The organism is Aeromonas sp. MR16, assembly GCF_022549315.1.
Classification (GTDB): domain Bacteria; phylum Pseudomonadota; class Gammaproteobacteria; order Enterobacterales; family Aeromonadaceae; genus Aeromonas; species Aeromonas aquatica.
This window is the reverse complement of sequence record NZ_JAKZFK010000015.1, coordinates 69,699-81,928: the sequence shown is the minus strand read 5'-3', so window position 1 is coordinate 81,928 and position 12,230 is coordinate 69,699. Positions and strand designations below refer to the sequence as shown.

At 63.4% G+C, this 12,230-nt stretch carries 9 protein-coding genes; 4 read left to right on the top strand and 5 right to left on the bottom strand.

The genetic code is table 11. The features are described from left to right. Nucleotides 1-55: 55 nt before the first annotated feature. Both birA and murB read right to left on the bottom strand, forming a co-directional pair. Nucleotides 56-1,021 (bottom strand): bifunctional biotin--[acetyl-CoA-carboxylase] ligase/biotin operon repressor BirA, encoded by a 966-nt coding sequence (gene birA / locus MM194_RS12750; protein WP_033131262.1) that lies wholly within the window; start codon nt 1,019-1,021, stop codon nt 56-58. After that, nucleotides 1,018-2,055, bottom strand: coding sequence for a UDP-N-acetylmuramate dehydrogenase (gene murB, locus MM194_RS12745; RefSeq protein ID WP_033131261.1), 1,038 nt, complete (start codon nt 2,053-2,055; stop codon nt 1,018-1,020). The genes birA and murB overlap by 4 nt, the downstream gene beginning before the upstream one ends. A 126-nt stretch (nt 2,056-2,181) precedes the next feature. On the opposite strand from murB, the gene MM194_RS12740 reads away from it, so the two are divergent. Both MM194_RS12740 and MM194_RS12735 read left to right on the top strand, forming a co-directional pair. Next, a complete protein-coding gene (locus MM194_RS12740; RefSeq protein WP_033131260.1) occupies nt 2,182-2,835 on the top strand; it encodes a TrkA family potassium uptake protein in 654 nt (217 codons plus the stop codon). Next, on the top strand, nt 2,832-4,187 hold the full coding sequence (locus MM194_RS12735) for a TrkH family potassium uptake protein (RefSeq protein ID WP_241343747.1): 1,356 nt from the start codon (nt 2,832-2,834) through the stop codon (nt 4,185-4,187). Before MM194_RS12740 ends, MM194_RS12735 begins: the two co-directional genes overlap by 4 nt. An 83-nt stretch (nt 4,188-4,270) precedes the next feature. On the opposite strand, the gene MM194_RS12730 is transcribed toward MM194_RS12735, so the two are convergent. Continuing rightward, complete coding sequence (locus MM194_RS12730; protein ID WP_241343746.1) at nt 4,271-6,238, bottom strand: DNA topoisomerase III; 1,968 nt, start codon at nt 6,236-6,238, stop codon at nt 4,271-4,273. A 347-nt stretch (nt 6,239-6,585) separates the two neighbouring features. On the opposite strand from MM194_RS12730, the gene MM194_RS12725 reads away from it, so the two are divergent. After that, on the top strand, nt 6,586-7,716 hold the full coding sequence (locus MM194_RS12725) for a NapC/NirT family cytochrome c (protein WP_241343745.1): 1,131 nt from the start codon (nt 6,586-6,588) through the stop codon (nt 7,714-7,716). A gap of 22 nt (nt 7,717-7,738) precedes the next feature. Continuing rightward, nucleotides 7,739-10,219, top strand: coding sequence for a trimethylamine-N-oxide reductase TorA (gene torA, locus MM194_RS12720; protein WP_241343744.1), 2,481 nt, complete (start codon nt 7,739-7,741; stop codon nt 10,217-10,219). Nucleotides 10,220-10,363: 144 nt separating this feature from the next. On the opposite strand, the gene MM194_RS12715 is transcribed toward torA, so the two are convergent. Beyond that, nucleotides 10,364-10,825 carry a hypothetical protein gene (locus tag MM194_RS12715; protein WP_042644464.1) on the bottom strand — a complete coding sequence of 154 codons (462 nt, stop codon included), beginning with the start codon at nt 10,823-10,825 and terminating at the stop codon, nt 10,364-10,366. A 43-nt stretch (nt 10,826-10,868) separates the two neighbouring features. Beyond that, the gene (locus MM194_RS12710; protein WP_241343743.1) at nt 10,869-12,218 is read right to left on the bottom strand and encodes a sensor histidine kinase; all 1,350 of its coding nucleotides are present in this window, start codon (nt 12,216-12,218) and stop codon (nt 10,869-10,871) included. Nucleotides 12,219-12,230 lie beyond the last annotated feature (12 nt).

The window sequence follows — 12,230 nt, the reverse complement described above, 5'->3', positions numbered from 1 at the left end:
GAAGAGGGGGCCCGCAGGCCCCCTCTTCTATTGGGTTCTCATGAGCCGACCTCGCTCAGTCCCCGCGGCGCAGGGAGATCTCGCCCCCCAGGTAGTATTTGATCCCCTCGTCCGTCTCCAGTCGCAGCGCGCCACGATCGTCGATACCACGGGCAATGCCTCGGATGACCTGCTCCCCCATCAACAGCTTCACCGGCTGGCCGGCGAAATAATCGAGCCGGTTCCAGCTATCGACAAAGCTGGCCAGGCCACTCTGCTCGAAAGTGACCATGGCTTGCTGCAGGTGCAAGAGCACGCAGGCCGCCAGCTGATTGCGCTCCACCAGTTCGGGCTTGACGTGGCGCAGCTCTGACCAGGCCTGATCGATCTTTTCCCCCTGCCGCTCCGGCATCGCCAGATTGAGGCCAATGCCGATCACCAGGTGACAGCTGGCGCCAGCGCTGCCACTCATCTCCACCAGGATGCCCGCCAGCTTGCGGCCCTGATAGTAGAGATCGTTCGGCCACTTCAGCTCGACACCCGGATAACCCAGGGATTCCAGCGCCTCCACTACGGCCACGCCGACCGCCAGACTCAGCCCCATGGCCGCCGCCATGCCCTGCTCGAGTCGCCAGTACATGCTCAGGATCAGCTGGCAGCCAAAGGGGGAGACCCAGGGCTTGCCGCGCCGACCCCGCCCTGCGGTCTGGCACTCGGCAAGACAGCTCTCGCCGGAGCGCAGCTGATTGACCCGCTCCAGCAGATGCTGATTGGTGGAATCGATCACCGAGAAGCAGTGCACCGGCGCCATGGGTGCCAGGGCCTGCAACTGCGCTTCGTCATACAGCGCCATGGGCACCGCCAGCCGGTAGCCCTTGCCGGTCAGGCTGAACAAGTCCAACCCCAGATCCTTGAGGGCCGCCATGTGTTTGCTCACCGCGGCGCGGCTGATGCCAAGCTGCTCACCGAGCTGCTCACCGGAGTGGAACTGGCCGTCGCTGAGCAAGCCGATCAGAGTCTGCCTGATGGGAGTGAGTGTCATGCTAGCACCTCGTCGAGCCAGGTCTCACCGGTGAGCCCCATGAAACGCACCTCGTGTTCCAGCACGACCCCGAACTTCTGCTCCACGCTGTCACGCACGTGGGCGGCCAGGGCGATCAGCTCCATGGCGCTCGCCCCGCCGAGGTTGACCAGCACCAGCGCCTGCTCCTGATGCACGGCGGCGCGGCCGATGGCAAACCCCTTGAGGCCGCATTGATCGATGAGCCAGCCCGCCGCCAGCTTGGCCTGCTCCTCCCCGGCCGGATAAAGCGGCATCTGTGGATAGTGCGCCTTGAGTTCCTCCGCCAGCGCCAGGGGCACCAGGGGATTCTTGAAGAAGCTGCCGGCGTTGCCGAGCACAGCGGGATCCGGCAGCTTGGCCATGCGGGTCTCGCAGACGGTGTCGAAGATGGCCTGGGCACCGGGATGTTCGCCGAGGGCCGCCAGCGGGCCATAACCCGCCACCGGCTGCCAGGTCTTGGGCAGACGCAAGCCGACGGCGGTGATGAAGTGGGTGTCCTGATAATCGTGCTTGAAGATACTGTCACGGTAGCCGAACTGACAGTCGGCCGCCGCTATGCGCTCCACCTCGCCGCTCTGCCAGTTGAACGCCTCCACGTAGGCACAGAAGCGGGCCAGCTCGACCCCGTAGGCGCCGATGTTCTGTACCGGGGCGGCCCCGACGGTGCCCGGGATCAGCGCCAGGTTCTCCAGCCCATGCCAGCCCTGTTGCAGGGCATGGCACACCAGCTGATGCCACTCCTCCCCCGCCGCCACGTGCAGCAACCAGTGGCTGCCATCATCCTGCAGCGCTATGCCTTTCATCCGATTGAGCACGACCAGACCGGCGAAGTCATTGCAGAACAGGATATTGCTCCCACCGCCCAGTACCAGGCGCGGCAATGCCGTCAACTCGGGGTTGGCCAGCAGTTGCCTGAGATCATCCAACTGGGTCACTTCGGCCAGCCAGAGGCAATGCGCCTCGAGACCCAAGGTATTGAGGGCCACCAGGGGGGCGTGGGGGGTGAGTTTCATCTGCGTGTCCCGACAAGATCAAGGGAGGCAGTTTACCCCAGATCCCCCGGGACGAAAAACCCGGGTACTGTTCGGACTCAAACCGCTGGAGTAAAGTAAGCCCTTCAGCCCGTTGAGGAAGCATGAATGAACAATCAATTCGCCGTCATCGGCCTCGGCCTGTTCGGCAGCGCACTGTGTGAAGAGCTGCAGTTGCAGAATGCCGAGGTGCTGGCCATCGATATCGACGAGAGCAAGACCCGCCAGATCGCGACCCTGTGCAATCACGTCATCGTCGCCGATGCCACCGATGAGGCCACGGTCGCCGAGCTTGGCCTCGCGAATTTCGACATCGTCTTCGTGGCCATCGGCGACAACCTGGAGACCAGCATACTCACCACGCTGGTGCTGAAGGAGGCGGGGGTTAAGAAGGTGTGGGTCAAAGCCCGTGACAAGTTCCACGCCAAGATCCTGCAGAAGGTGGGCGCCGACAAGGTGATCAACCCGGAGTGGGACATGGGGCGCCGGGTCGCCCAGAGCATGCTGGACAACCGGTTGTTCGACTACCTGGAGTTGGGTCACGACATGGTGCTGACCGAGTTCGTCATCGGCCTGCAGCAAAACAGCCGCACCCTCGGCGATCTGCACCTCTTGCAGCAGAACGACTTCCAGCTGCTGGCCATCAAGCGCGGCCAGGTGCTGCACAACGTCCTGACCGGCAAGATGGAACTGCAGCTCGGTGACATCCTGATCCTGGCCGGCAACAAGCACGCCATCGATCATTGGCTCGACACCCTATGATCCACTGGCGCAGCAACTACGCCTTCGCCTTGCCGCGGGAGAGCCGCTCCCGCTGGAGCGAGGCCAGGCTGATCCTGGGCAGTTTTCTCATCATTTTGCTGATCGGCACCCTGTTTCTGGTGCAGCCCTCCAGCCACAACGGCGAGGTCACCTTCATCAACGCCCTCTTTACCGCCACCTCCGCCATCAGCGTGACCGGTCTCGGGGTGGTGGATACCGGCACCGCCTTCACCCTGCAGGGGCAGATCATCCTGCTGATGCTGATGGAGATTGGCGGTCTCGGCCAGATGACCATGACCCTGCTGCTCATCGCCATGTTCAGCAAGCGGGTCGGCCTGCGCCAACAGGTGCTGGCCAAGGAGGCGCTGGGGCAAGAGGGCTCGGTCAACATCATCCAGCTGGTCAAACGCATAGTGCTGTTCGCGCTCATCGCCCAGCTCATCGGCACCGCCATCATGGCCATCCGCTGGGTACCGGAGATGGGCTGGCACCACGGCCTCTACGTCAGCTTCTTCCACGCGGTGTCGGCCTTCAACAACGCCGGCTTCTCGCTGTTTGCCAACAACCTCATCGACTACAGAGACGATCCCATCATCAGCCTGACCATACCGGCCCTGCTCATCCTCGGCGGGATCGGCTTCACCGTCATCGTCGATCTGGTACGCAACCGTCACTGGCGCAAGCTGAAGCTGCACAGCAAGCTGATGTTGCTGATGACGCCGGCCCTGCTGCTGCTGGGCACCCTGATGTTTTGGCTGCTGGAGCACAACAATCCGGGTACCTTCGGCAAGGCAGGCATGGGCGGCCAATGGCTGGCGGCTTTCTTCCAGTCCGCCACGGCGCGCACCGCGGGCTTCAACACCGTCGACATAGGCCAGATGGTGCCCGCCTCCCTGCTGTTCATGATGATGCTGATGTTTATCGGGGCTGGGGCAACCTCGACGGGGGGCGGCATCAAGGTGACCACCTTCGCCGTGGTGTTGCTGGCAACCCGGGCCTTCCTGACCAAGCGACCCCATGTCACCGCCTTCGGCCGGACCCTGTCACCCCAGATAGTGACCCGCTCCCTGGCCATCATCATCGTCAGCACCATGGTACTGATGCTCGCCATGTTCCTGCTGACCCTGACGGAATCCGTTTCGCTGGACAAGATCATGTTCGAGACCATCTCGGCCTTTGCCACCGTCGGCCTCTCGACCGGCATCACCGCCTCCCTGAGCGAGCCGGGCAAGCTCATCCTGGTGCTGGTGATGATCTGCGGCCGTCTCGGTCCCCTCACCCTGGCGCTGATGCTGGCCAGACCGAGCGAGACCCGCATTCGCTACCCGGAAGAGGGGGTCTACACAGGTTAACTCACTGCTTCATTGCATAATTTCAATATAAAGAAGGGGCGAAAGCCCCTCTTTTATATTGCAGACATAGGCCTCGAAAAGCCTCAGGCCGCCTTGGTTCGGGTCGGGCGCTTGCTTGTACTCTTGCTCGTACTCTTGCCCCCACTCTTTCCACTGCTACGGCGGGTGAAATGCCGCTTGGCGGCTCCTTCTGGTGCCTTGGGCAGGGCGCTGAAACTGGCGCCGGAATCCTGCCTGGCCCCCTCAATCAACCCATATAGCTGCTCGGTGAGCGGCCCCATGAACTGCTGGTAGCTGGCGTGACGCTCGGCGATCTGGCCGAGGTGCTGCTCCCACAGCGCCGTCATGTCCGGGGTGGTGGCGCTGGCAGGCAACGCCAGGATCAGGGCCCGCCCGGTGGGGGTGGCCTTGATGCTCTTGCCCTGGCGCACCAGGAAGCGCCGCTTGAACAGCAGATCTATGATGCCGGCCCGGGTCGCTTCGGTGCCTAGGCCATCGGTCTCGCGCAGGGTCTTGCGGATCTCGGGATCCTGCACATGGCGGGCGATGCCGGTCATGGCGGCAAGCAGGGTGGCGTCGGTGAACGACTTGGGGGCCTGGGTCATCTTCTCCAGCAACTCGCCCCGTTCACACTGCAACTGCTCGCCCTGGCGCAGGGCGGGCAGGCTCCCCGCCTCCTCTTCATCGTCCTCTTCCACCCCCAGCAGCGCCTTCCAGCCGGCCTTGAGGATGCGCCTGGCCTTGGCCTGGAACAGGCCCCCGGCGATGCGCAGCAACACCTTGCTGTCGTTGTACTCGAACGGCGGGTAGAACTGCAGCAGATACTGGCGGGCGATCAGGCCATAGATCTTGCCCTCCTCGGCGGAGAGACTGGCCTCGTTGCCCCGCTTCTCGGTGGGAATGATGGCGTGGTGAGCATCGACCTTGCTGTCATTCCAGGCCTTGCTGCGGATCTTGCCGTCCGCCTCGCTCACCGCCTTGGCCAGGGCCGGCGCAGTCGCGGCGATGGCGTCGCGCACCTGGGGGGCCCTGCTGAAGTGATCGCTCGGCAGGTGCCGGCTGTCGGATCTGGGGTAGGTGATGAGCTTGTGGCGCTCGTAGAGCCCCTGACAGATGTCCAGCACCCGCTTGGCATCCATGCCGAAGCGCTTGGCCGCATCGATCTGCAGGCTGGAGAGGTTGTAGGGCAGCGGTGCCGTCTGCTTGCGGGCCTGCTCCTCCACCTCCTCCACCTGGGCAGGCTGGCCTTTGATCCGCTCCACCACCTTGGCGGCCAAGGCCCGGTTGAGCACCCGCCTCTCCTCATCCTGCCAGGGAGCGCAGGCCTCGGAGGGCAGCCACTTGGCGCCGAACCGCTCGTTGCCCGGCGTCACCACATGGGCCAGCACCTCGAAGAAGGGCTTGGGCACGAAGGCGTCTATCTCCAGATCCCGCCGAACCACCAGCCCCAACAGCGGGGTCTGTACCCGGCCGACCGACAGCAACTCGCTGCAGCCTCCCTTGCGCCCGAGCAGGGTGTAGGCCCGGGTCATGTTGATGCCATAGAGCCAGTCGGCGCGGCTGCGCGCCAGGGCCGAGACCGCCAGCGGCACGAACTCCTTGTTGTCCCGCAGCTTGTCGAGGGCCCGGCGCACCGCCGGCGGGTTGAGGTCGCTGATGAGGCAGCGCTGCACCGGTTTGGTCTTGGGGTAGCCGAGAAAATCGATTACCTCGTCCACCAACAGCTGGCCCTCCCTGTCCGGATCGCCGGCATTCACCACGCAGTCGGCCTGCTTGATCAGCCGCTTGATGACGGTGAGCTGGGCCCTGGTCTTGGGCTTGGCCACCAGCTGCCACTGGCCGGGAATGATGGGGAGCTGCTCCATGCGCCACTGCTTGTAGGCGGCGTCATAGGCATCGGGCTCGGCCTGCTCCAGCAGGTGGCCGATGCACCAGGTCACCACGTCGCCCTGAGCGGTCTCGATAAAGCCCTCCCCTTTCTTGTGGGGCTTGGGCAGGGCATCGGCGATGGCGCGGCCCAGGCTGGGCTTCTCGGCAATAAAGAGTCGCATGACTGACAAACCTGATCACTGTATATGCAAACAGTATATATCGAGCCTTTCGCAAAGCCCAACACCTGTCCATTCAGAGCCCGGCTGTCATACCGGAAAGCAAAACGTCGAGTCAGAGCCGTTTCCAGCATGGCTCGTGCGGATTTGATGATTTAAAGGGTGCCAAATAAGGCTAAAATAACAAGGTTAACAACTAGAATTTGATTTAAATTCATACATGAAGACTTAAATGGAATTTAAAACGAAAAAAATCCCATTTAAAGAATAAAAACCATAACCGAGGTCAACCCCTCATCCGCCAAGACTACTACTATATTGGTAATATTTGATCGTAGGGAACTGCCGCCATGCTTGGAAAAATGTTGAGAAAGACCTGGTTCTGGCTCCTGCTGCTCGGGGCCCTGCTGGGCGTCGCGGCGCTGGGAGTCACCGTCACCGTGCTGCACAAGACCAGCTCCACCGAGTTCTGTGTCTCCTGCCACTCCATGCAGACACCGCTGGCCGAGTATCAGGGCAGCGTCCACTTCCAGAACGTGAAGGGGATCCGTGCCGAGTGCGCCGACTGCCACATTCCCAATGAGCCCGCCTCCTACCTCTGGACCAAGATCCGCGCCGTGAAGGACATCTATCACGAGGCGATCGGCACCCTCGACACTCCTGAGAAATACGAAGCCCACAAGCTGCGCATGGCCCAGACGGTCTGGGATCAGCTCAAGGCCAATGACTCCGCCACCTGCCGCAGCTGCCACAGCTACGCCGCCATGGACATTCTGGCCCAGCGCCCGAACGCCCGCGCCGAGCACCCGGTCGCCATCAAGGAGGGCCAGACCTGCATCGACTGCCACCGCGGCGTCGCCCACATCATGCCTGACATGAGCGGTCTGGCAGCCGCCGGCGCCAGTGAACTGGCTGCCGCCGCGGCCCAGACTCCGGCCAGCGTCACCACCCGTTACGCCATCGCCACCACGCCCCTGTACCTCGATGCCAAGGCCACCACGGACGAGGGCACCCTGATGCCGTCGACCCAGGTGGAAGTGCTGGCCAACGACAACGGCCGCGCCCAGGTGCAGATCGAGGGCTGGCAGCAGGACGGGGTGAGCGAGGTCTTCTACGCCGCCCCCGGCAAGCGCATCCTGAGCGTGCTGGTCGGCGATGCCGCCAAGCAGGCGCTGGTCACCGGCAAGAGCGAGACCGACAGCGCCACCAACCTCACCTGGCATCAGGTCAAGCTGACCGCCTGGGTGGATCAGGCCCAGCTCATCGGCGATCAGGGCAAGCTGTGGCAATACGCCTCCACCCTGATGTCCAACAACTGTACCGGCTGCCACGGTCTGACCGCGCTGGATCACTTCAATGCCAACCAGTGGATAGGCGTCATCAAGGGCATGGAATCCCGCACCTCCCTCACCCCGGAACAGGCTCGCATGCTGACCCAATACGTGCAGAAACACGCCAGTGACATGAGCGCGGCACACTAAGGCTGGAACAGAGGAATTCGATATGACTTTTTTCAATGATCAACAGACCAATCTGTCCCGCCGCAGCCTGCTCAAGGGCCTGGGGGCCTGTGCCGCCCTGCCCCTGCTCGGTGCCCTGTTCCCGAAACACGCCCTGGCCCAGGCCATCAGCACGGCGCTGGAGCAGTTCCCCACCCTGGTCCCCGCCCAGAAGGGCATACTGACCGGCGCCCACTGGGGAGCCTTCGAAGCCATAGTCGCCGATGGCCGCATGGTGCGGGTCCAGCCGGTGGCCGATGATCCGGCACCGAATGACCTCATCGACATGGCGCCGTTCCAGGTCCATGCCAAGAACCGCATCAAGTACCCCATGGTGCGCAAGAGCTGGCTGGAGCACGGCCCGGGCGCCAAGCCCGAGCTGCGCGGCGCCGACGAGTGGGTGCGGGTGAGTTGGGAGCAAGCCATCGAACTGGTGGCCGGCGAGATCCAGCGGGTCCAGCGCGACTTCGGCCCCCAGGCGATCCACGCCGGCTCCTACGGCTGGAAGAGTGTCGGCATGTTCCACAACAGCCGCACCCTGCTGCACCGCCTGATGAACCTCAGTGGCGGCTTCACCGGCTATGCCGGTGACTACTCCACAGGCGCGGCCCAGGTGATCATGTCCCATGTGATGGGCTCCATCGAGGTGTACGAGCAGCAGACCGCCTGGCCCAACGTGGTGGAGCACGCCGAACTGGTGGTGCTCTGGGGGGTCAACGCCCAGGTGACCCTGAAGAACAGCTGGAACATGCCGGATCACGAGGGTCAGGCCGGTTTCAAGGCGCTGAAGGAGAAGGGCACCCGCATCATCAGCATAGATCCCGTCTACAACGAGACCGCCAAGCTGGCCAACGCCGAGTGGATTGCGCCGAACGCCTACACAGACGTGGCCATGATGCTGGGGGTTGCTCATACCCTCTATAGCGAGAAGAAGCACGATCAGGCCTTCCTCGAGCGCTACACCGTCGGCTTCGACAAGTTCCTCGACTACCTGCTCGGCAAGGACGACGGTCAGCCGAAGAGCGCCGAGTGGGCTGCCACCGTCTGCGGGGTCGAGGCCAAGGTGATCCGCCAGCTGGCCCTCGACATGGCCTCCAAGCGCACCATGATCATGGCGGGCTGGGGCATGCAGCGTCAGCATCACGGCGAACAGCCGAACTGGATGCTGGTCACCCTGGCCGCCATGCTGGGCCAGATCGGCCTGCCGGGGGGCGGCTACGGCTTCAGCTACCACTACTCTTCCGGCGGCAGCCCCACCGCCAAGGGCGGCATACTGGCAGGCATCTCGGCCGGGACGGCGCCGCAGAACAGCCCGGCACCGATCCCGGTGGCCCGCATCGCCGACTGCCTGGCCAACCCCGGCAAGACCATCGACTTCAACGGCCGCAAGCTGACCTACCCGGATGTCAAACTGGTCTACGTGGCGGGCGGCAACCCCTTCCACCACCATCAGGACACCAACAACCTGCTGCAGGCCTGGCGCAAACCGCAGACGGTGATAGTGCACGAGCCCTACTGGACCGCCACCGCCAAGCACGCCGACATAGTGCTGCCGGTGACCACCAGCTACGAGCGCAACGATCTCGAGATGGGGGGTGACTACTCCCAGCGTTACGTCTTCCCCATGCATCAGTGCGTGCCGCCCCAGCACGAGTCGCGCAACGACTTCGACATCTTCAGCGCCGTCGCCGCCAAGCTTGGCCTGCAGGAGGCCTATACCGAGGGCAAGGACGAGACCCTGTGGCTCAAGCAGATGTACGACGGCATGGCCGCCCAGGCCCGCGGTGCCAAGGTGGCGCTGCCGCCGTTCAACATGTTCTGGGAGTCCAACAACTACATCCGCTTCCCCATCCCGGAGGCGAACCGTCAGTGGATCCGTCACGCCGATTTTCGCGACAACCCGCTGCTCAATCCGCTCGGCACCCCGTCCGGCAAGATAGAAATCTTCTCCAATGCCATCGCCGGCATGAGTTATGCCGATTGCGTCGGCCATCCCAAGTGGTATGAGCCCAAGGAGTGGGCCCAGGGTGAGCAGGCCAGCCGCTATCCGCTGTCCCTGAACACCTCGCACCCGACCCAGCGGCTGCACTCCCAGCTGGATAACACCCCGCTGCGGGACAAGTTCGCCATCGCCGATCGGGAGGCCATCCAGATCCACCCGGACGATGCCAAGGCCCGTGGCATCCAGGCTGGGGATCTGGTGCGCGCCTTCAACGAGCGCGGCCAGATCCTGGTGGGCGCCCTGGTGTCGAAGGACATTCGCCCCGGGGTGGTGCGGATCTGCGAGGGAGCCTGGTTCGATCCGGCCAAGCCTGGCGAGGTCGGCGCCATCTGCAAGAACGGCAACGTCAACTGCCTGACCTTCGACGAGGGCTCATCCAGCCTGGCCCAGGGCAACTGCGGCCACATGGCCCAGCTGCAGATCGAGAAGTACAGCGGTCCCGAGCTGCTCAACACCGCCCACGGGGTCCCCGCCAACGCCTGAGTACAGCGCTGGCCAACAAAAACGGCGCCATCTAGGCGCCGTTTTTTTATTTATCACTGTTGTGGAGGTCCGAGAGCCGTTCAGCAGCCCTTCGTTTCACCATATAGTTCGCTAGTTTTTATAAAAATATATGTCACTAATCGATTAAAAATCGCCTTCTACCATATATTCTTCCGCACACTCGACCAGTTGTGGCCAGAGATCCTCTGGCACCCAGGCTTCGGGATCGTCCTCATCGCCATCGTATTGGGTCCAGAAGAAGGCACGCAGCCCGCTCGCGAAGTCGTCGCTGATCTCCGCCAGCTCGGAGAGCGGCCCCAGCCAGGCGATGCGGCGCAGGCCGGAAGCGAGATCGTTGATGGCATCCATCAGACCGCGATCATCCTGGCTCTGCTCCACCAGCAGGGTGAAGCGCTCGCGCGCACTCTCGGTCTGATCCTCATCCAGCTCGCCCGCGTCGGCCAGCAGCTCGACGAAGTCTTCCAGCAAGAATTCGATCAAGGATGCCCTGTCCTCGAACCACTGGAGCTGGGCGCCCTTGGTGCCCAGCACCGAGGCATCGAATGAATCATCGAGATGGCACAGTGCCCATGGATCGTCAGTCATTGCTACCCTTCCTACCACTTGAAATAAGGACCATATCTTAAGCCTAGCTCTCGACCCTTGCCACCTTGGGCAACGACAAAGAAGCGGCAAGACCACCCAGCTCTGCTCGTCCCATGATGAGACTGCCTCTGTAGGCTTCCGCCAGGTCTGACACTATGTTGAGACCCAGGCCCGAGCCCGGCACCTTCTCGTCGAGCCGCACCCCGCGCAATACCGCTTTGGCTATCTGATCCTCGCTCATGCCGGGGCCGTCATCCTCGATGCGCAGGGTGATCCAGCCCCCCAGCTCGGCGCTGGAGATGCGCAGTTGAAGGCGAGACCACTTGAAGGCGTTCTCCAGCAGGTTGCCCACCATCTCGTCGAAGTCCTGCTCCTCCACCCCGACCGCCAGATTGGCCGGCACCTGCAGGTCCACCTCCTTGCCCGGATAGAGGCGGGAGAAGGCGCGGCAGATGTATTCCACCCGCGCGCGCACCGGGGTCGAGACCCCCAGGATCTTGGCGGCCCCGGTCACCCGTGCCTTGCCGAGGTGATAGTCGATGTGGCGCTGGATCTGGTCGAGCTGCTCGCCGATGGCGGCCTGATCCTCGGGGGGCAACTGGGTCACCTGATTGCGCATGATGCTGAGCGGTGTCTTGAGGGCATGGGCCAGGTTGCCGGTGTGGGAGCGGGCCCGCTGCAGCAACTCACTGTAGTGGTGCAGCAGGCGGTTGATGTCCTCCACCAGGGGCTGGATCTCCAGCGGGTAGCGCAGCCGGAATCCCTCCTGATGGCCCTGATGCACCCGGCCGAGCTCACGGCGCAGCAGGTGGAGCGGCCGCAGGCCATAGATGATCTGGAACATGAAGCCCAGCACCAGGCCGGTGGCGGCAAAGCCCAGCCCCAGGAACAGGCTGATGCGAGTCTTCTTCAGGGTCTGGGTCAGGACAGTGCTGTCCTTGGCCATCGCCAGGGTAAACACCCGGTCCGACCCCGGCAGCAACACTGTGCGGGTCATGATCAGCAGCGGCTCCTTGTTGGGCCCCTTGCCGACGAACAGATCCGGGTCACCGAAGGCCGACTTCAGACCGTGGGTGTTCAGATGGGCGTCCCACAGGGAGCGGGAGCGGCTGATCACCTCCCCTCCCAGCTCCAGCTGCCAGTAGTAGCCGGAGTAAGGCTGGAGGTAGCGGGGATCCGCCATGGGCTCGGTGGCCAAGGGCAGACCGTTGGGCTGGATCTCGAGGCGGGAGAGCAGATCGTAGAGCTGCAACCGCAGGCTATCGGCCTCCGCCTCCTGCCAGTAGTTGCGCATCATGGTCTGCAGGCTGAAGCCGGTGGCGAAAAGGAACAGGCCGCACCAGACCAGAGCGATGACCACCAGCCGGCCGCGCAGGGTACGTACCAGTCTCATTCATCGACTCCC

Coding starts and splice junctions, on each gene's coding strand:
- MM194_RS12710 (WP_241343743.1), bottom strand. CDS start 12,218: ATGAGACTGGTACGTACCCTGCGCGGCCGGCTGGTGGTCATCGCTCTG.
- MM194_RS12725 (WP_241343745.1), top strand. CDS start 6,586: ATGCTTGGAAAAATGTTGAGAAAGACCTGGTTCTGGCTCCTGCTGCTC.
- murB (WP_033131261.1), bottom strand. CDS start 2,055: ATGAAACTCACCCCCCACGCCCCCCTGGTGGCCCTCAATACCTTGGGT.
- MM194_RS12735 (WP_241343747.1), top strand. CDS start 2,832: ATGATCCACTGGCGCAGCAACTACGCCTTCGCCTTGCCGCGGGAGAGC.
- torA (WP_241343744.1), top strand. CDS start 7,739: ATGACTTTTTTCAATGATCAACAGACCAATCTGTCCCGCCGCAGCCTG.
- MM194_RS12715 (WP_042644464.1), bottom strand. CDS start 10,825: ATGACTGACGATCCATGGGCACTGTGCCATCTCGATGATTCATTCGAT.
- MM194_RS12730 (WP_241343746.1), bottom strand. CDS start 6,238: ATGCGACTCTTTATTGCCGAGAAGCCCAGCCTGGGCCGCGCCATCGCC.
- MM194_RS12740 (WP_033131260.1), top strand. CDS start 2,182: ATGAACAATCAATTCGCCGTCATCGGCCTCGGCCTGTTCGGCAGCGCA.
- birA (WP_033131262.1), bottom strand. CDS start 1,021: ATGACACTCACTCCCATCAGGCAGACTCTGATCGGCTTGCTCAGCGAC.